Annotated in this window: 18 protein-coding genes and 1 riboswitch; all 18 genes read right to left on the reverse strand. The window is 37.0% G+C overall.

What is annotated here, in order from left to right; genetic code table 11:
- Window positions 1-30 precede the first annotated feature (30 nt).
- Window positions 31-1,542, reverse strand: a complete 1,512-nt coding sequence (locus AC1FXZ_RS09210) for a tripartite tricarboxylate transporter permease (RefSeq protein ID WP_480052799.1) — start codon at window positions 1,540-1,542, stop codon at window positions 31-33.
- A gap of 16 nt (window positions 1,543-1,558) precedes the next feature.
- Window positions 1,559-1,978, reverse strand: coding sequence for a tripartite tricarboxylate transporter TctB family protein (locus AC1FXZ_RS09215; protein WP_480052801.1), 420 nt, complete (start codon window positions 1,976-1,978; stop codon window positions 1,559-1,561).
- A gap of 112 nt (window positions 1,979-2,090) precedes the next feature.
- Entirely contained in the window at window positions 2,091-3,155 is a 1,065-nt protein-coding gene (locus AC1FXZ_RS09220; RefSeq protein ID WP_480052803.1) for a tripartite tricarboxylate transporter substrate binding protein, read from the reverse strand.
- Between the two features lie 75 nt (window positions 3,156-3,230).
- Window positions 3,231-4,352, reverse strand: a complete 1,122-nt coding sequence (locus AC1FXZ_RS09225) for a mandelate racemase/muconate lactonizing enzyme family protein (protein ID WP_480052805.1) — start codon at window positions 4,350-4,352, stop codon at window positions 3,231-3,233.
- Between the two features lie 297 nt (window positions 4,353-4,649).
- Window positions 4,650-4,976, reverse strand: a complete 327-nt coding sequence (locus tag AC1FXZ_RS09230; protein WP_480052807.1) for a hypothetical protein — start codon at window positions 4,974-4,976, stop codon at window positions 4,650-4,652.
- A 418-nt stretch (window positions 4,977-5,394) separates the two neighbouring features.
- On the reverse strand, window positions 5,395-6,171 hold the full coding sequence (locus AC1FXZ_RS09235; protein ID WP_480052809.1) for a 3-oxoacyl-ACP reductase: 777 nt from the start codon (window positions 6,169-6,171) through the stop codon (window positions 5,395-5,397).
- A gap of 8 nt (window positions 6,172-6,179) precedes the next feature.
- A complete protein-coding gene (locus AC1FXZ_RS09240) occupies window positions 6,180-7,223 on the reverse strand; it encodes an ABC transporter substrate-binding protein (RefSeq protein WP_480052811.1) in 1,044 nt (347 codons plus the stop codon).
- Window positions 7,220-7,987 (reverse strand): ABC transporter permease, encoded by a 768-nt coding sequence (locus AC1FXZ_RS09245; RefSeq protein WP_480052813.1) that lies wholly within the window; start codon window positions 7,985-7,987, stop codon window positions 7,220-7,222. The genes AC1FXZ_RS09240 and AC1FXZ_RS09245 overlap by 4 nt, the downstream gene beginning before the upstream one ends.
- Window positions 7,984-8,751, reverse strand: a complete 768-nt coding sequence (locus tag AC1FXZ_RS09250; RefSeq protein WP_480052815.1) for an ABC transporter ATP-binding protein — start codon at window positions 8,749-8,751, stop codon at window positions 7,984-7,986. Before AC1FXZ_RS09250 ends, AC1FXZ_RS09245 begins: the two co-directional genes overlap by 4 nt.
- Before the next feature lie 14 nt (window positions 8,752-8,765).
- Entirely contained in the window at window positions 8,766-10,250 is a 1,485-nt protein-coding gene (locus AC1FXZ_RS09255) for an acyl-CoA reductase (protein ID WP_480052817.1), read from the reverse strand.
- Window positions 10,247-11,371 carry a LuxE/PaaK family acyltransferase gene (locus tag AC1FXZ_RS09260; RefSeq protein ID WP_480052819.1) on the reverse strand — a complete coding sequence of 375 codons (1,125 nt, stop codon included), beginning with the start codon at window positions 11,369-11,371 and terminating at the stop codon, window positions 10,247-10,249. The genes AC1FXZ_RS09255 and AC1FXZ_RS09260 overlap by 4 nt, the downstream gene beginning before the upstream one ends.
- Window positions 11,372-11,480: 109 nt before the next feature.
- Window positions 11,481-11,585: riboswitch (TPP riboswitch) on the reverse strand.
- Between the two features lie 860 nt (window positions 11,586-12,445).
- Complete coding sequence (locus AC1FXZ_RS09265) at window positions 12,446-12,727, reverse strand: HesB/YadR/YfhF family protein (protein ID WP_480052821.1); 282 nt, start codon at window positions 12,725-12,727, stop codon at window positions 12,446-12,448.
- A gap of 525 nt (window positions 12,728-13,252) precedes the next feature.
- Window positions 13,253-14,236 (reverse strand): quinone oxidoreductase family protein, encoded by a 984-nt coding sequence (locus AC1FXZ_RS09270; protein ID WP_480052823.1) that lies wholly within the window; start codon window positions 14,234-14,236, stop codon window positions 13,253-13,255.
- 14 nt (window positions 14,237-14,250) lie between these two features.
- Window positions 14,251-15,750, reverse strand: coding sequence for a tripartite tricarboxylate transporter permease (locus AC1FXZ_RS09275; protein WP_480052825.1), 1,500 nt, complete (start codon window positions 15,748-15,750; stop codon window positions 14,251-14,253).
- Window positions 15,751-15,783: 33 nt separating this feature from the next.
- Window positions 15,784-16,236, reverse strand: coding sequence for a tripartite tricarboxylate transporter TctB family protein (locus tag AC1FXZ_RS09280; RefSeq protein ID WP_480052827.1), 453 nt, complete (start codon window positions 16,234-16,236; stop codon window positions 15,784-15,786).
- A gap of 54 nt (window positions 16,237-16,290) precedes the next feature.
- Window positions 16,291-17,316, reverse strand: coding sequence for a tripartite tricarboxylate transporter substrate binding protein (locus tag AC1FXZ_RS09285; protein WP_480052829.1), 1,026 nt, complete (start codon window positions 17,314-17,316; stop codon window positions 16,291-16,293).
- A gap of 445 nt (window positions 17,317-17,761) precedes the next feature.
- Window positions 17,762-18,940, reverse strand: coding sequence for a glycosyltransferase family 4 protein (locus AC1FXZ_RS09290; protein ID WP_480052831.1), 1,179 nt, complete (start codon window positions 18,938-18,940; stop codon window positions 17,762-17,764).
- A 200-nt stretch (window positions 18,941-19,140) separates the two neighbouring features.
- Window positions 19,141-19,488 carry a YobA family protein gene (locus tag AC1FXZ_RS09295; protein WP_480052833.1) on the reverse strand — a complete coding sequence of 116 codons (348 nt, stop codon included), beginning with the start codon at window positions 19,486-19,488 and terminating at the stop codon, window positions 19,141-19,143.
- Between the last annotated feature and the right edge of the window lie 18 nt (window positions 19,489-19,506).

The following is a 19,506-nucleotide window of genomic DNA, read 5'->3' on the forward strand; positions in this document are numbered from 1 at the left end:
TATTAAAGCGCTTACAAAATTATCCTTTTATTACATTGGCAGATTTTCATCTTTCTTCCTTCTTTTCATTAGTAACTTGGCAACAGGTGGTGCGATAATAAAAAATGTAATCAATGACAAAATCACAACCGAAATGACACTGCTTACAAATATTTCAAGGCTTCCATTAGAGATGTTTAATGCTTGGCGAGCTGACATCTCTAATCGTGGAGTGAGTACAAATGCTAATAATAAAGGGGCAATTGGATAATCATTAGATTGGAGGACAAAAGCAACCACACCAGCAATGACCATTACCCAGACATCAAAGATATTGTTATTCACGCTATAAGCCCCTACCATACATACTACTGTAATAATCGGTATCATCAATGAATTAGGAATGCGAATGACCTTCATAAGAAATGGCAGAAACGCTAAACCAGCTAACAAACTAATAATGTTACCGATATACATAGATGAAATTAAACCCCATACAAAGTCTGGATTGTTTTGAAATAAAAGAGGACCTGGGTCTAACCCCCACATAATTAATCCTCCCAAAAGAATAGCTGTTGTTGCCGATCCAGGGATTCCTAATGATAATAATGGGACAAATGCACCAACAGATGCTGCATTATTTCCTGATTCAGCAGCGGCAACCCCTTCTATTGCCCCTTTACCCATTTGTTTTTTATTTTTTCCTATCCTTTTTTCTAGAACATATGAAAGCAGTCCCCCTGTTGTAGCTCCCGCACCAGGTAAAACACCTAGAAAATTCCCTAAGACACCTGAACGAAGAGAAGGAAAAAATATTCTCCTTACATCTTTCTTTGTTGGAACACTTTCCTTTAACGTAATTTTTTTATCGTCTTTGATATATAATTTATTAGCGCACATGACTAAAACTTGGCTAAAGCCAAACATTCCAATAATCATCGGAATAAGCGATAGGCCACTAAGTAAATTATCTGACCCGAAAGTAAACCGTGCCTGCCCAGAAATAATGTCCACACCAACAGTCGCTAATACAACGCCAAACACCGTTGCAGCAATCCCCTTTGCAGGATTTTCTCCAAGCAGCCAACCAACCGAACATAAGGCTAACAAAATAAGCAATGCCACCTCTGCAGGTCCAAAAGCTAAGCCGATCTCTGCCAATTTAGGTCCAAGGAACGTTAAAGCAATGATTCCAATCGTTCCCCCAATAAACGAAGAAATATTTGCAATAAATAAAGCTTTTCCTGATCGCCCTTTTTTTGATAACGGGTACCCATCTAACGCAGTCGTAATTGCCGGAGCATCACCAGGAATATTGATTAAAATCGCACTATAGGCACCCCCATATAAACAACCGTAGTAAACTGCAGCCAGCATAATAATACCTGTAATCGGGTCCATCCCAAAAGTCAATGGCAGCAGTAAAGCAACTCCTAAAGCAGAGCCTAAACCAGGTATCGCACCTACTATGATACCTAGAACTGCACCGATTAGCGCGGCAAACATGTTCTGTATTGTTATCGCTTCTCCAAAGCCAGTTAGGAGCAGTTGTATGGTATCCATTTTCTCATCCTTTCATTTATATTCCTATTAATCCTTCTGGTAGACGAACATTGAGAGAAACCTTGAAGACAAAATAAATGACAAAGGTTGTCGCAACCCCGTAAATAGCAGCTCTAGAAAACCGATATTTCTCTATTACCTTTAACCAAATGAACACAAAAATTAAAATGGATAGGATCATTCCTATAAGATAGATAGACCCTATCAATAGTAAGCTACCTACAACCGGGTAAAGATGTTTCTTCTTAAAAGAAAAAGCCGGCCGAGGATTTTTTATAAATATATAACAACTGCAAACGGCTAATAAAAGTGAAGCTAGCACAGGAATAAAGCCACCTCCAGGCATATTATTTTCCCAGAAGGTGTAGCGAAAGATCCCTTGTTGTATCCAAAAGAGTGAAACTAAGAAAAGAACCAGTGAAATTCCTCTTGTCATTTGCGTTCCTCCCTTAAGTAATTGTTAGTATTAAGGTTCTGTCTCAATAGGGGTCTGACCCCAAACTGAACTTGGGGTCAGACCTTTGCTATGAGATAGGCCTTTGTAATAATTAATCTAGCAGTCCCATTTCTTCTGATGCTTGTAAATAGAGTTCAAGAACTTCGTGGTAAAACTCTTTGCTTTCTTCTGCATTCAAAAATTGAGGATTTAATTGATATCTTTCAATGTAGTCAGTTTGCCACATTTCGGATTCATGAACTTGTTTTAATACATCCTCCCAATATGCAATTTCTTCATCAGACATCTCCGGTGGACCTACATATCCGCGGAAAGAGGCAAGTTGAATGTCCCCATATCCTAGCTCTTCAAATGTAGGGACATCACTGAACAAACCGCTTAAGCGCTCTTCACTAGAAGTAGCCAATGCACGAACACCTTCGGCTTCAACTTGTGATGCAACTTCGTTCGGGTTCGATAAAATGACATCAATATGTCCTCCTAAAAGTGCTGAGATCGTTTCTCCTCCACTATCAAAAGGAACGTAACTAAATTGCGCCTCTGTATATCTATTGATTAAATGGCTTAAGATGTGTAACTCTGTTCCCGTACCCGTTCCACCAATTGAAATAGTATCAGGATTCTCCGTAGCCTCACTGACTATCTCTTCAAATGTTTCGAATTGACTATCTCCATTCACAACAAACAAATAACTATCAATCGTAAGGGTCCCTAAAGGTGTTAAATCTTCAATTGTTACATCGTTATCATTTATAATAGGGCTGATTAGCTGACTTGAATTCCAGCTCAGGATGGTATTATTAAAACCCTTTCTGTTATAAGTATATGAGTTGGCAATTGCCGTACTTCCCCCAGGCTTGTTTTCTACTACGACATTGGCATCGATAATTCCGTTTTCTCTAATTACTTCAGCAAGCATCCTAACGTTAATATCACTTCCCCCACCGGCACTTGCAGGGACAATAAATTCAACATCCCCATCTAGCGTGATTCCTTCACTTGCATCCGTGTTATCAGCCGTTTCTGTACTTTGGTCTTCATCATTTTGGCTTGCCTCAGTTTCACTTTCATTTGACTGAGTTGTTTCATCTGAACACCCGATCATCGTGATCATCACTAATAGAGAAAACAAGACCATTAATAAAGTTTTTTTCATTCCTTCTCCCCCATTCTCTTAATCTACCAGGCTTTCAAACTTTATTTTTGTTATTCGTTGATGAAAGCATAATGACTAATCCTCTTTGATGTGGGTTCTCTCAGCAATCTCTTCATCAATTTCTATGCCTATTCCCGGCCCTTCAGGTGCAATAAGATAGACTCCATCTTCTCCCCTTTCTTCTTTCAACTCTGGGCCTTTGATTAAGCTGTCTTGAAAATATTCACGGTCTGTGGCAAAGTATTCAATCCATTTTACATTCGGATGCCCAACTGCTAAATGAATATGAATTTGCTGAAGGTTCCAAGGTGAAATCGGAATATTGTACGCAGTGGCGAAATTGTATATTTTTAGCCAATCTGTAATTCCTCCTGTAGCCATTGCGTTAGGCTGAATGATATCAATCGCTTTTTTTTCAATGAACTGCCTAAACTCATGCAGCCCACTATTTTGCTCTCCTCCTGCGATATACGTGTTCCCGGCGTATTCACGCACTCTAGCATATCCATTAATATCCTCAGGAGCTACCGGTTCTTCCAGCCAATATAAATCATATTTTTCCCATACTTTTAACTGTTGAATGGCTGTCTCTGTATCCCAGGAACCATTTATATCAACCATTAACTTAACATCCGGACCAATCGCTTCACGTACTGCTTGAATCCGTTTATTTGCCTCCTCTAAAGGAACGGCAGAAGAACCACCTCTAATTTTAATTGCTGAATGACCCTTTTCAACATACTCTGCTGCTTTTTGAGCTAACTCATCAGGAGGTAGCTGATGCCCTACATTCGCATACGTTACAATTTTCTCCCGCCGTGAACCGAATAAATCAGAAAGTGGAACACCTGCCAATTTTGCTTTAATATCCCAAAGTGCGAAGTCAACAGCAGCAATACAATCACGTATCATTCCTCTCATTCCTAGTCGCCATGGTGCATCAAACATCTTTTTCCAGAGCTGTTCAGTATGAAGTGGGTTTTCCCCAAGAATAATATTTCTAATATTTCTTTTTAGTAATGTTGCTGCAATGTCACTTGTCACCCCATGAGGAAAGATCGGTGTACTTAAAAATCCCGTACCAGTAATTTCTTGATCTGTTTTAACGTTAACGACTACTACCTCGTGGCCACTAAATGCCATATCCGACTTCCCCATCTGGACATACCTTTCAACTGTCATGTCAATAATTTTCATTTGTTTTTACAGAACACGTTACATAACGTTTCTGCCTTCCCTCCTCTAAAATGGTTTTTACAATCAAGTAAGCGCTTGCAAAAGACGCGCAACCGATCGTCTTATTGTTAGTATAGCTTTCCATCTTTTCTAAAACCTCTTTAATTTTGTTGTTTAAACTTTAAAAAAGTATAAAAAAACAAAAAGCATGTAACTTGACTACAAACAAATGAAAAAACCTCATTCGTAATGAGGTTTTTTCATTTGCATTATTAACTACCTGTTCCTTCATTCACATGGAAACATTTGATTTTACAATTATTTTTTTAGATAAGTCCATTTTGTCTTTCTAGCATCGTGATCTTTACTAGGAATCGCCTTAATTAGACCGGTTTCTTCAATTTCTTTTAAAAGTTGATTAACCGTCGATATGTCTAACTTTTCTCCAAAGACATTTATAGCTAATTCTTCCGTTGATGGGTTCGTGTTGCTTTCTCGAATATGAAGTAGAAGTTTGACACGTTTTTTCTGACGTGCCTCTTCTTTATATCTTCCTGTAAAAATCTTCTTTAGTGGTTCACTTGCAATGACACCAAGCACAATACCAAAAACAACTAAAAATAAATCGTATAAAATTTCATTCACACTGATCACCTCTGTATAAATGTCTTTTTTCGTAGAGTATTATTATCGCATAGTTTTAAAGTTTGCCAATGATATCTACAAGTTTGTAACTACCATATGGTTATAGTATGTGTGAAGAAACCCTTCCACCTTCTTCATTGTTTGTAAAATAATAATAACCATCCAACATAAATCTACCTTCTCTTTCTACGTAAACAGTGGTATACTAATTGAGCGATGAGCTAATTTGCATAAGACGAGATTGACGCGCCTATTAGGCAATGCACAAATGTGGAGTGCTGTCTCTCGCCGCAATACGCATAAAAAGACGTCCTTTAGGGCGTCTTTTTTCAATCCAATAATCCTTATACTATTTGCTTAAAGTCCTCCAGTCTTAACAAAAAGCCATTTACTCTCTATGCAGGAAAAAGATATCATTTTATTTCATTACAAATCCACCATCAACAATCATGCACTGGCCAGTCACAAAATTAGACCAACTACTTGCAAAGAATAAGACACTTCCGACAACATCCTCTGGTTTTGCAATTCGATGAAGAGGAGTTTGACTCTTTATCATTTCTTTGATTTCTTCCTTTGTCGCCCGACTAGCATCTGTTGGGTACACAAGTCCCGGTGCTACTGTATTGACTGTGATTCCAAACGGCCCTAAGTCCACTGCTAAGTTTTGCGAATATGAAAGCACCGCTCCTTTTGCCGTATTATAATCATGGTACGGCACAACCGGGCGAAAAACTAAATTACTTACCATATTGACAATACGGCCGAAGCTTGCCTTTTTCATAACAGGAATGACATACTTACAAACGTTATAGGTCCCTTTTAACGCACCATCGATTTGATATTGATAATCTTCCCATTCAAGCTCCCACGCAAATTTACGCTTATCTGGATCAAAGGTATAACCATGCAAAGCATTATTTACAACAATATCAATTGCATCAAATTCTGAAACAATTTCAGTTATCATTGCTTTCATGTCAGACTCTATTGTTACATCACCTTGTATGGCATATGCTTCAATGTCATATTGATCCATTAAATCTTCAGCTAATTGCTCAGCATGACCCTTACTCTTCACATAATTAATGACAACTGTTGCACCTTGTTTTGCAAAACTTTTGGCAATGGCAGCTCCTATTCCACGGCTCGATCCCGTTATAAGTACTACCTTTTCTTGTAATTGTGTATCCATTTTATCACCTACTTTAATTGTTCAACCAATTCATTCGTAGTTATTTCCTCGATATTCACTCTTTCATTAAGTAAACCTAAATCATAATACGTTTCTTCTACCTTTTTTAAAATATCTAAGCTCAACCATCCTAATCCTTTTTCCTCCATCTCTTCATTGATTGAAGTCTCGTTTCGAAGATTAATAATTCCAATATTTCTCTCCTTATCTTGACCATCAATCGCTGCCGACATCGCAACCTCAGCCGCCTCTTCAGGGTGCTCCATCGTATACGCAACACTATCACGGTACACTTGTAAGAAACGAACGAGCATGTCTGTTCTTTCTTGATAGGTTTCTTCCGTTACAACAAAAACATCAGAAGGGGTATTTAAAACTTCTTTTACTTCAATAATATTAACCTCACCTAACCCCTTTTGCTTAGCATCAAAAAGACCTGTATCCGTTGCGGCTGTAGCGACAACCTGGTTATTCATTAAAGGACCAAAGTTTAATACACCCGTCTCTATAATATTAACATCTTCTTTACTCATTCCAGCTTGATGAAGGAGAACAAGAAGATTCTGATACGTACCACTACTTAGGCTATACACCCCTACATCTTTGCCATGCAAATCTTCGACACTTTTAATCTGATTTTCCTTAAGAGAAATTAGATTAAATACATTTTCAGGATAAATATTATAAATGACTCTTAGCTCTTCCCCTTGCTCAAGAGCAAAAAGAACAGCCTCAACATTGGCAAACGCAATATCAGCATTTCCAGCGATAATATTTCGTATAGCATCTCCCCCACCTGCACCAGGAATGAATTCAAAATCAATGTTCGCTTCTTCAAACCAGCCATTTTCATCTGCTAAGTAAAGATTGCTTTGTTCTGTAATCGCTTGACTCCATGAAGCCATCTTAATTTGATCATTGGCCTGTGTGGTAACTTCATCTTGTCCTTCATCCTCTTGAATTTCATTATCTTGACTGCCACATGCAGCTAAACTAATTGATAAGGTAGTTATAAAGAACGTTGAACTTATTCTCTTTATAAATTGTTTCATTTAGTTTCTCCCCTTGAATACATATATTTTTTAAACAAGATTTTCTCAATCCAATAAATCAATTGATACAATAAAATTCCCTTTACTGTAAGCAAAATAAACACAGAGAACATTAATGTAGTATCTAACATTCCTTGTGAAGCAATGATAAGTGCACCCAACCCTTTATTTGCACCAATAAACTCACTAATAACTGCACCCACTACACTCAAAATAACTGCGACACGCAAGCCAGAGAAAATATACGGAATCGCCGTTGGAAGGCGAAGTTTTATTAACGTTTGATACGAGCTTGCTCGTAATGAGCGAAACAGAGCTAACTTTTCCCGGTTTACATAGGATAGTCCTGTAACAGTACTTTCAAATAATGGGAAAAAACAGACGAGTGCGACAATCATAATTTTAGGTGTATACCCAAAGCCAAACCACAGCACTAAAAGTGGTGCAAGTGCCAATTTCGGCATAGCCTGTGAAGCAATAATATAAGGTTGAAGAATTTCTTGAACTGCTTTAGATTGTGAAACAATAAATCCAAGTCCTATACCGAGAATAGCGCCAACTAGAAACCCTGCCAATACTTCAATCGTAGTTGCAAAAATATGTGGATAAAAATAACCACTTTTAAAATTAATATACAGGTTACTAGCAATATCAGATGGGGCCGGTAAAATGATTGTTGAAACCTCTCTCACCCGTACAACTGCTTCCCAAATAACTAACACCAAGAAAAAAAGTAGCATTGAATAAATCTTTGTTTTTTTCATCGTGACGTTTCCCCTACTTGTTCAATCGACTCATAGATCTCTTTTACAATAGTAGTGAACGGACGTTCGAATTTTAGCTTCTTTGGTCTCGGTCTAGAAAAAGGTACTTGCATCGTATTGACTATTTGAGCAGGTTGATCGCCTAACAGCACAACCCGGTCCGATAGGTAAACGGCTTCTGTAATATCATGTGTAATAAAAAGAACCGTTGTGGAAAATCGCAAAGAAAGCTCCATCAGTTCTAGTTGAAGCTGTTCCTTTGTCAAGGCATCTAATGCTGAAAAAGGCTCGTCCATTAATAAAATTCTCGGTTCTGTTAGCAAAGCCCTAGCTAAAGTAACTCTAGACATCATGCCCCCAGATAGCTCGTGAGGATATTTGTCTTCATGACCAGACAGACCTACTAAGGCGATCATTTCTTTAGCCTTCTCTCTATCTAATACATTTGGTTTTCTTTTTAATTCAATAGGTAATAGAACATTTTCTAATACATTTCGCCACTCAAGTAGAATTGGTTTTTGGAACACATACGTTATTTGATCAATGGGTTTCTCGATTAAGTGGCCATTGATTTTAATTTCCCCTTCTGTAGGAGGTAATAACCCACCGATCATTTGTAATAACGTTGTTTTCCCACTTCCACTTTTACCAACAATACTAACAAACTCACCAGCTTGAACCTGGAAGTTAAGATCCGTAATAATGCGCTGTTTATTCCCTTTAAATTGCAAGGAAACATCCTGACATTCAATAATCGTTGCCATGCTTGTCTCTCCTCTTATTCTCTATAAGGATCAAAAAATTCTACCTGTTCCTCTAGTGATACCTCTACATCACAAAAGCGTACTAAATCAGCTAAATGAAACCGTCCATCGTGATGCCAACCAGGTTGGGGTCTTGACATGGATCCCAGTGCACAAATCCGATTTCCACCACATTCTCCCAGAATTGAAATAATTTCTGAGAATTTCTGAGGTGAACAGCCTACACCAACCGTTTGAATATACTTTTTTAACCCTTTTATATGTGGCTTAATATCAGTCACTTTGTCTATTGGAATTACCGTTATAAAGCGATTCAATGGAGATAACGGAAATGATTCCCTTTCTCCACTTTCATTTAATTCACGGTAGACTACAGTCCAAGACGTGTCGCCTTCACTTTTTATCATGTGCACTTGATTATTATTAAAGCTTTCAAACTCAAGTGCCGAACGCTGTTTGACGATGGCATGATGCTCTTCTTCTGTTAAAGAAGCTCGTGGGTGCGTATGCTGAAAATTCCTCATTTCGCTTGCGAGCATTTGAGCAAAATCTTCAGGCAAATAGTCACCACCTCGTTCAACAAAAAAAACATGTGGAGATAGACAGGCTTGCTGATCAAACCAGGACCCATCATGAGCTGCTAATCGGGCTGTATTCCAGCCTTTTGTAGTGGCCAAACACTCTTTTGTTATTAAACCAAAACTTACTTTGTGCCCATGAGAGTGAAAACGGACATGCGCCGGTACTTTTTGTTGAACTGCTTCAATCGTTTCTTTTCCACCATAGGCGATAACATCATTCGATTTCGAAAAACTTACCGCTTCTAGTGATTCATTACCACCCTTCCACCACAAAATAGCTAATGCATCTCCTAGCTCTGGATCGATTTCCTCCAATGTTTTAGCAAACAATACTGGAAAAAGTGGTTCTGATGATGACACTTTCCCTAGCGTAGCCGATTTAAGTAATATACCAGCAGCAAGACTCCAAAGTGGTAAAGCCGGTACATTTCCTGAAAAAATATGAGTGATCAACTCCGGTCCATATGCCCTATATAATCCCCCTGATTTTCGTGGCCGAAATTCATCTAATATAAGTGGATTCGGGAAATCTTCATCTACCATACGTTGCAGTTTCTCTTTCCGGAATATTCTTAAATATCGGCTTATGTATAAACGAACCATCTCTTGATCATACCCCGTGATAACCGGGAGCATCTCTTCGGCAAGTTGACGGTATTTATAACGGGGATCCAACCACTTCTCAACTGCTTCACTTAAAAGATCAATCATTTCGTTTGTATGACGCTTTCGTAAATACTCTTCCTGTTGCACTTTGAGCGTATCAATAACATGTTCTATCATAAACGGAGTAAGCTCTGGAACATTCAACTCTAACTTCTGGCCATAATGTTCAAATTGCAATGTATGGGAGGGGGCATCAGCAAAAAGACCTTCACATTTTTTGGGTACATGAAAACATGAGAAGCTTGTTGTCATCTTTTTAACTTCTCCCCTGAACTTGATTGTGCAGAAGCCATAAATTGCTCAACAGCTAACGAACATCCTTTTGCTTCTGCACCTTCAGCCCTTCCTAATAAATAAAAACCGTCTTCTTCTTTTATCCCGATATCCTCTGTCAGAATCCCCATGACTGAATTATAATTGGCCAAATCATAATGAACGATAATTCCTTTTTTTCCTACAGGTTTTTCTTCCATCCGTTCGATATCAAGAATCACCGTTTTCACCCAATGAGGCGCTTGTTGTTTCGTTAATTTTCCTCCTTGGTTAAAAGGAAGTAGATTCGAGTCATAAAACTGCGAGCTTAACTCCGTCATCCCATACATATTGATACACATTTCTAGTGGCAGCGTAAACAAATCGCTCATCTCTTTTTTAAACTCCATTGGTTCAATTTCGCGCGAGCGTCCCTTCGCTCCACCCGTATCCATGATTCTACTTTTTTTAGGTAACTTGAATTGAAGACTTCTACTTTTACACTCATCTAGTAAATGAATAAACGAGAATGTTGCTCCAATTAAAAGAACGGGTTCGTCCTTTTTCTCTGCTAATTGAATCTCCTTAATAAGATTTTCTACTTCAAAACCACATTTAGAAAATACATACATACTGTCATCTGTGCCGAACACTTTTTTCGCAAGATGTAAATAATGAGCTAACGATGAATTCGGCATCTCGTCTTTCTCAGGAAAGAGGACAAACATTTTTACTTTATCAAGATCAGGTAAAACATATGGTTTAAAATGAGTTTTCATCGAAAGGTCATACACGTCCAAATCACGATGATAATTTTTCCCACGCTTCTGTGGATTCGTTGTCCCACTTGTCATAAAAACGGCTTCAGCGTCTTCAATTGGATTACATGATAAAGTTGTTAATTTAAATGCATCAATTGGAACAGGAGGAATCTCCAGAAAATGTTTCACTTTTCTTGGAGAAACACGACGCTTTCTACAAAATTTACGAAAAGGCTGATTATGTTCATATTGAAACTGAAACAACTGTAATGCCATCCTGTTAAATTCCTCTTCAGTTGAACTCGGCTGATTAATAAAATTAATTAATTTTTGTTTTAGGGCTATATAACCTTCTACCATACGTAACACTCCCATTCTAAACAATATTCTTTAATTAAATAAATGAAAAGACCACTTTCTATGTAGAAAGTGGTCATCACTTAAAAACTATGTATTCAAAAAATAGCTCATAATATGATGTCCACTTCCCTACGCTACGATTACGCAGTTCAGGTTCAAAGGGTTTAAGGGAAATACCTTAATCTCAGCCAATACAGCTCCCCCAGTGGCAAAAAGAAACTCATGTTATATTCTCATATCATATCACTATTGAAAGGTTCTTTCCACAAGGCTTCAGACAATTTGTCAAATAAAGAAGAAAAATGGTTAATGATATTCGATTGAGTCGTATCCCCCAATGACCTCTTCCACCTAGTTTTCAGTAAAAAAAATCCAGCTATTGTTAGCTAGATTTTCAACCGTTAACACCTTAGGAGACCCAACCAGTCTAACATCACTTTTTAAAATCATTGCTTTATTTTTCGATCCGTACATCAGTGGTAAAATTGATTTTATAAAGCATTTAATTGTGATGTTTGTTCGTTCCGTAGGTTATTGAAATACCATATCCATACATCACGATACCTTGATTGATTTTCTAAACACTTTTACATTGATAAAATCTTTTGCTCATTCATCCATGGACTTCATGCCCGTACTAATTGCCGTTAGATTAAATGTTTCAAAATTCTAACCACTCTTAGCTAGTATTGGTTTTACGTTTTTTTAACGGAACCAACGCAGATGGTTGAGCCTCCTACAGTGTTAACTTTTTTCTGTTTTTATCTTTCTTTCTAACTACATTATAGCATGCTTACTAAGCAAAAAGTTTGAACATTTGTTGAATCAGAACACTGTATTAACAGTACTTCTAATAAGCCAGCATTAAACTGAGGCGCTGAAAAAGTACCTCGAAGAAGCGCAATGGCTCCACACGTTACGCGCCTTACTATGAGAAACCCACTCATGGCAAGGCTTTCAAAAAAGGGTAACGGCTCTGCACATTGCCTAAGGACCACTGAAAAAGGGAAAGGCACCCTTTTTCAGTAGCCTCGCATTAAACCGGCTTATTAGTTAAAAACTTCACAAATGATATTAAACTACCATGATCTTTAGTTCATCTTGTTCTACATCTAATTGTATTGTGCAATCATTAAAATACCAAGAATCAACTTCTTCAACATAAAACGTTTTATCTTCGCTATCGAATCTTGGCCCATAATTTACAGGAGCCTCATTTGAGATTCCAATACTAAAACCATTATACATTCGTCCTAAGCCACCATATCGTGGAAATAAACGAATGCTCCTTTCCGTATTAAATTGAAATTCCTTTGAAAACCATTCCATTGCTTGTTTAGATATATTCAGTTCCATGTTAAAGCACCTCCCTACACTAAAGTCTATTGCAACAGAAAAATCCAATCTGTAATCTATCTCACACTATCAAAAGATACTTTATCGAATTCGACAATATTCGGCGTTTAGGAGAAAAGTAAGCAAAAAAAAAAATTATACAGTGAAACGAACTACAAACATAAACTCCCTACCTAGGGTAATCATTAAACATCGATTTAATGTAAGACATCTATAAGTTCTTGATAGCTGATATATTCTATATAACTAGACAAGAGAAGGCTAGCTATTAGCCTCAGTCATGGATATTTATTTTAGATGAAAACTAGGTTGGCATTTGAGCTCGCAAATGACAAAATCTACTATTAATCTCTTTAAAAAGGGCTCCGGTAGCACAGAACATAAAGACGATCGCAACCATCTCACAGAGAATGGGATTGTTACGATCGTCCATTTTTTTAGTCGGTGAGGCAAATTTAATTCGAAAGAAACAAACAACTAAAAAGTGGTTTGTTTCGATGAAATGAATATTATTCATGTGTTTTATCAAGGATATAAAATAACCTTCCCAACATTATTCCTATTTTCAACCCAGTTTTGCGCCAATGCAGCGTCTTTTAATTTGAAACTCTTGCTTACAAACATTTTTAATTGTCCACTTTCTAAAAGTGGAATAATAGCATTTGCTGTATCCTTTAATCGTTCCATTCTATGTTTTATCGTTGTCCCTAGGCTATAGCCAATTACAGATCGGCAACTTCCATGCAAGTCCAATGTATTTACTTCTCCCCCTGCAGCTCCTTTTCCATTTCCAAAATTGACAACTCTACCAAACATAGAAAGACAAGTAAGGCTTTCATTAAATACTTCACCTGATAATGAGTCTAAAATAATATCGACCCCTTGATTATTGGTAAGTTTACGAATTTTCTTAGTAAAATCTTCATCTCGATAATTAAATACATAATCTGCACCTGCTTCAATTGCAACAGTCTTTTTTAAATTATTACTTACCGTACCAAAAATGGTTTTTGCACCTAATAATTTTGCTAATTGAATGGCTGTAGTTCCAATTCCACCCGAAGCAGAGTGAATTAGAACAGTTTCACCTTTTGTTATTCTGGCACAATCTGTAAGTAATTGATAAGAGGTAAATGAAACAGTCGGGCATGCTGCAGCTGTTTCTGTATCAAGACTCTTACTTATAGGAAATGTTAGTTCTTCAACAGCAACAGCGTATTCTGCGTATGATCCACTAACAGGAAATGCTATTACCTTCTGTCCTACTTCTAAAGAACTCACTTTCGATCCAACCTTCTTAACAATGCCTACTAAATCCAGTCCCGGAATATAGGGAATTTTCTCTGTACCATGATAAACTCCAAGTCTTCCTTTAATATCAGCAAAGTTGATACTTGTAGCTTCCACTTTTACTAAAACTTGTTTGGGTTCTAGTGGTGGCATTTCTACGTCTGTATAACGCAAAACCCCTGAATCTCCATACTTTGTAACTAAAACAGCTTTATGCAACTCTTACAACCCCTTTATGAACTTTTCGTTTTCCATGCAATTAAATTTCTAATAACAACAGATAATAGAATAGCCACACTGGCAAGGAGTAAGACCAATGTAATAGGCCGAGTTAGGAAAATAGCCATATCATTATTGGAAATCATCATTGACTGCATAAAATTACTCTCCATCAACGGTCCAAGAACCACCGCTAATACTAATGGGGATAATGGGAAATCTAATTTTCTCATCATATAACCAAGGATTCCAAAAACAACCATAATCCCTATATCAAAAATACGATAGTTAATCATGTAAACGCCAAATACACAAAGCACCGTAATTATTGGTCCTAGATATGGATCAGACTTTGTAATTAACTTGGCAAATAAAGGAACAAAAGCAGTATTTAGTATAAGAAGCAAAATATTGGCTAAAAATAAGCCTACAATAACTGTCCAAATGATATCACCTGAATTCTCAAACAAACGTGGTCCTGGTTGTAGTCCGAACATTAACAAAGCACCTAAGAGAATTGCTGCAGTTCCTGAGCCAGGAATACCTAACGAAAATAAAGGGATTAAAGAACCTCCGACTGTAGCATTATTGGCAGCTTCCGGTCCACTTAATCCTTTGGAAGCACCGTGACCAAATTCTTCAGGTTTTTTTGAAATTTTCTTCTCAAGGCTATAGGACATAAAAGTTGCAATCACAGCACCAGCACCAGGCAAGACACCTATAATAAATCCTAATATAGCTCCCCTTATCATTGCCCCAAAATCTTTCACTACTTTACTTGCTTTTGGAAAGATTTCAGAAAATGATAGTTTCGATTTCATTTTTGATACACTTCCACTTTGTTCGATACGTAGAAATACTTCTGATAAACCAAACAAACCCACTGCTAGGACAACAAAATTTATACCGTCCCATAATTCCACAATAGAAAAAGTAAAACGTTCAGTCCCTGTAACTGGTTCTACTCCAATATAAGCAATCAACAGACCTAAAATAATTGAAACAATCGATTTAAAGGGTTTCTTTTCCACCAGACCAGTAGTCGCAATTAAAGCAAATACCATTAATGCAAAATATTCAGGAGCACCAAATAATAGCGCAAAATCAATAATTGGTCCTGTTAAGAAAGCTAAGCCTATAATCCCAATGACTCCTCCAACAAAAGATGCGAACGCACTCAAGGTCAATGCATAACCTGCTCGCCCTTTTTTAGTAAGGGGGTATCCATCAAACGTTGATACTACAGCCGGTGCATCCCCTGGAACATTTAATAATATTGAACTAATTCGCCCACCATACATTGCTCCTTGATAAATACCCATTAACAGCAATAAAGCACTTGTAACTTCCATGCTAAATGTAATTGGTAGCAAAATTGCCATCCCTGTAATTGACCCTACTCCCGGCAAAGCTCCCGCAAGGGTTCCTAAAGTTATACCAACAATGCACCAAAAAAGGTATTCTGGACGCATAAGCATCACAAAACCATTGACCAATTCGGTAATTGTTTCCATTATACACCTCCTGCTTTAAGGGTTATGAAGTAACTAAAACAACAGCCCTGGTGGTAATGAGATGTTTAACCACAATACAAATATCAAATACATTGAAACAACCGTTATCAAACTAAATAATATGGATTTCAACAATGAAACCCTTTCAAAATAATATAAACTCCCAACTAAAAAGATTCCTAAAGTTACGAACATACCAATTATCTCTAATAAAAAAATAACTAGACATAAAGAAAGGATTAGGACCAATTGTTTTATCACTACTTTTTTTGTATAAAGAGTCTTATTATTTTGTTCTCTATTTCTTATGACCATAAATAACATAAAGGTAATTAACAACGCTGACATATTACGTGGTAGAAAAGCTGCACCAATTCCACCAGCTTGAGAGAACATCGGGTATTGAAAGGAGCCTATAAAGAAAACACAACCAATTAATAATAGAATGAAAGGAAATAAGTTTACCAATCGCAACAACTTTTCCACGTCTCCCTTCACATAATCCTTGTTAAAAAAAGGAAGGCTTACACCTCCCTTCTGTTAATTCACACTTTCAAAATACTCCTGATAGGAAGACCCATCTGTTTGAATATAATTCATATATTCATTACTATCTTTATAAATAGGTAGCATGTAAGAGGATTCAACATATTCGACCCAGTAATCCGTTTCCACCATCTCTTTTAATACCTTCTCCCAAAAAGTAACGACTTCATCCGATACTTCTGCTCCCATCCAAACACCCCGAGGTCTATAATAAGAAATATCTAGACCGGATTCTATTAATGTCGGAACATCTTCAAACAATTCCACTCGTTCTTCTGTGGATACTGCCAGCGCTTTTAATGTTCCCTCTTCAATATAATCTTTAATTAAGTTTGGGGTAAGCAATGATACATCAGCATCGCCTGACAGAAGCGTCATTAACGCAGGGTTTGTACCATCATGTGAAATGGCTCTCATATCCTCAGTGACACTACTTTCATTTTTAATATTATTCCATAACCATGCATCATCCCCTGTTAACGAGGCCCCCAGACTAATTGCAACAGATTGAGCGTCACCTTGCCAAGCCTCCATAAATTCTTCCATTGTGTCATATGGAGCATCTGCTCGCGCAACCAAAACTACATAATCGGCAGCTAATTGAGCAATAGGTTGAAAATCAGATAAGGTTAAGTTTCCTACTCCACCGTTCCATAACGACATTCCATAAGCCGCTTCAAAAAGCAATGTATACTCATCACCACTCCGATTTGTTCCCAATTCACGCATAGCTAGAGCCCCTCCAGACCCCGGCATATTCTCAACTACAAATGATTGATCGATTATATCTGCTGCAGATAAAACCTCTACCATCTTTCTTGCACTCGTATCTGACCCACCACCAGCTGCGTAACCCAAGATAACATTCATTACCTTGTCAGGGTAATTTTCAGAAACTCCCGATTCACTGTCATTTGCAGTAGAGGTCGAACTTTCTTCTGATGAGCTACAAGCTGTTATAGTGAATCCCAATAGAATAAGACTGAAAAATATAGCACTAATTTTAACTCTTTTAGTCATGATATAACTCTCCCTTATTTCACATAATGATATGACCTACCCAAGGAAAGCGCTTTCAATAAAATCCGGTACAAAGCCTTTCCACATGCTTTTTTTACATTCATACATTGCTACTCTCACCATCATCCAGTCATCCACTTGTATATTCCCCCTTTCAAATTTTAAAGTCACTTTATCCAATGCAATTTCTATGCCACCCTGATTATATCTACTTAAGGCTATAATCTAGACATTAATAACTCCTAATAGCAAGAAGGGTATTATACAATGAAACGTAAACTACGTTTCTTTTGAAACAAAATGTTTCTAATGAAACAATTCGTTTCATAAAACAATAGTTAAGTTAATAATAATTATAAAATAATGGAAAATACTTGTAAGCACATTGAAGTTTGCAATGTGCTTACTTTTATACTCTTTTAATTTTTTTGATCCGTATTCACTATTATTCAACACTTCCTAAAACCTCTCTTAACCTTTCACCGTACTTCTTCAATGAATGCTCTTGAGCAATATAACTTCTTGCTTTTTCACCTGTAACTCTTCGAACTTCTTGATCTTGATATAAGCTCAACATTTTTTCAAACAATACATCTTCCTCGTTGTTGTCAACCGGTACTTTAATGACGGTGTCATCTGGTAATTCGCTAAATGTATCAGCATTTGATACGATAACCGGCCTTCCGTAAGATAAAGCATTTAATGTAGCACCGGAAGTCTCTCCAACTGTTGGATAACGTAATAACACACATACATCACTTTGCTGGATTAATTTTGAATATTTATTATCATTCACAAAGCTCGTGAAGGTAACAGCATCTTCGAGTTGCAAATCATGTACCATTGATTTTAATTTTGCAACATACTGTAAATCGTTCTCCTGTCCGACAATAATATATTTAACATTTGTACAACCGAAGTCTAGTAACCTTCTTATACACTTTAGAACAACATGGATACGTTTGTTGCTATTGATAAATCCAAATGAGCCGACTAAAAAAGTTTGTTTCCTTTCCTGTTTGGATAACTCCGGCAAGTTGACAGGAAGTTTTGTTTGGTAAACATGGTCTAGCCCTTTTTTTAATAATTCAGTTTTTGCATAATCGCTATGAACAATGACTGCCTTTGATTTTCTTAAAAAGTATTTGTTCACCTCAACATCGTAAATTTTATTTTCAAACTTTCCTTTTCTCATTTTACGCAATATATTTCTTGCTTCTACTCCATAGTTTTCTTTAAGGATGGATAGATATTGTTTAGTCCGTTTTTTTCTGTCTTTTTTTATATTTAATACAAACCTTCGCGCCATGCCATGAAGATTATAATCATGTAAAATAACAATTCCTCTATATTCTTTTAGATACGGGATCATATAAATATGTTGCTCATTATTCCCAAGTTGGAAAATGATATGTTCATACTCCTGAACTCTACCATTAAAGGATTGGTGATTAAAGACTTTCACATTTTCTAAATTAAACTTATCCATATCGGCTTCATATCCGTTATCTATATAAATGTGTACAATATATTGCTTCAATAATTCCGGGAGTATTTGCATCATATAATCAGCAATGCCAGATCTCATAGGAGGCACGGGTGAAAAAACAGCAATTTTCTTCATATAATGTTCACCTCATTTTTAGCAGTACATACTTTTTATAATGGAACTCTATATATGTATGCCGGTTTGCAAATACATGCTTAGTCATCTCTCTTGTTATCGTAATAAATTACACAATAAAAAAGCTCCCAATCATCCAGTATAATTGTGATTGGGAGGTATAGATTTTAAATGAAGTGGTCCGTCGTACACGCTCTTGGTTACTCTACAATCTGAACCTTTACAGCCTCGGATTGCGCAGGATAGCTCTCCATCATAAATTCCGATTCTACCCTTACTAATTGTCCTACCTGATAATGAGAATGATCTTTTACTGAGTACCAAACAGCCTCCCCACCAATCCCTCCTTCAAGTAATTTTTCTTGCGTTAGACCCAGAGCTTGCTCTTCTGTTATCTCACTTACTACAAGAATTTGTGAATCGCTAATATCTACTACATACCCTTCCTGAACATTATCAGCAAGGTCCAACTCTTTTTCTGTAATTTCAGAGCAGCCAATCATCATGGTGACCATGATCATCATAAAAAAACATATTCTTTTATTCATCAAGCCCTCCAAGAATTT

It is taken from the genome of Halalkalibacter sp. HAAS-P014, from assembly GCF_056619965.1.

Coding starts and splice junctions, on each gene's coding strand:
- AC1FXZ_RS09210 (WP_480052799.1), bottom strand. CDS start 1,542: ATGGATACCATACAACTGCTCCTAACTGGCTTTGGAGAAGCGATAACA.
- AC1FXZ_RS09215 (WP_480052801.1), bottom strand. CDS start 1,978: ATGACAAGAGGAATTTCACTGGTTCTTTTCTTAGTTTCACTCTTTTGG.
- AC1FXZ_RS09220 (WP_480052803.1), bottom strand. CDS start 3,155: ATGAAAAAAACTTTATTAATGGTCTTGTTTTCTCTATTAGTGATGATC.
- AC1FXZ_RS09225 (WP_480052805.1), bottom strand. CDS start 4,352: ATGAAAATTATTGACATGACAGTTGAAAGGTATGTCCAGATGGGGAAG.
- AC1FXZ_RS09235 (WP_480052809.1), bottom strand. CDS start 6,171: ATGGATACACAATTACAAGAAAAGGTAGTACTTATAACGGGATCGAGC.
- AC1FXZ_RS09240 (WP_480052811.1), bottom strand. CDS start 7,223: ATGAAACAATTTATAAAGAGAATAAGTTCAACGTTCTTTATAACTACC.
- AC1FXZ_RS09245 (WP_480052813.1), bottom strand. CDS start 7,987: ATGAAAAAAACAAAGATTTATTCAATGCTACTTTTTTTCTTGGTGTTA.
- AC1FXZ_RS09250 (WP_480052815.1), bottom strand. CDS start 8,751: ATGGCAACGATTATTGAATGTCAGGATGTTTCCTTGCAATTTAAAGGG.
- AC1FXZ_RS09255 (WP_480052817.1), bottom strand. CDS start 10,250: ATGACAACAAGCTTCTCATGTTTTCATGTACCCAAAAAATGTGAAGGT.
- AC1FXZ_RS09260 (WP_480052819.1), bottom strand. CDS start 11,371: ATGGTAGAAGGTTATATAGCCCTAAAACAAAAATTAATTAATTTTATT.
- AC1FXZ_RS09265 (WP_480052821.1), bottom strand. CDS start 12,727: ATGGAACTGAATATATCTAAACAAGCAATGGAATGGTTTTCAAAGGAA.
- AC1FXZ_RS09275 (WP_480052825.1), bottom strand. CDS start 15,750: ATGGAAACAATTACCGAATTGGTCAATGGTTTTGTGATGCTTATGCGT.
- AC1FXZ_RS09285 (WP_480052829.1), bottom strand. CDS start 17,316: ATGACTAAAAGAGTTAAAATTAGTGCTATATTTTTCAGTCTTATTCTA.
- AC1FXZ_RS09290 (WP_480052831.1), bottom strand. CDS start 18,940: ATGAAGAAAATTGCTGTTTTTTCACCCGTGCCTCCTATGAGATCTGGC.
- AC1FXZ_RS09295 (WP_480052833.1), bottom strand. CDS start 19,488: ATGAATAAAAGAATATGTTTTTTTATGATGATCATGGTCACCATGATG.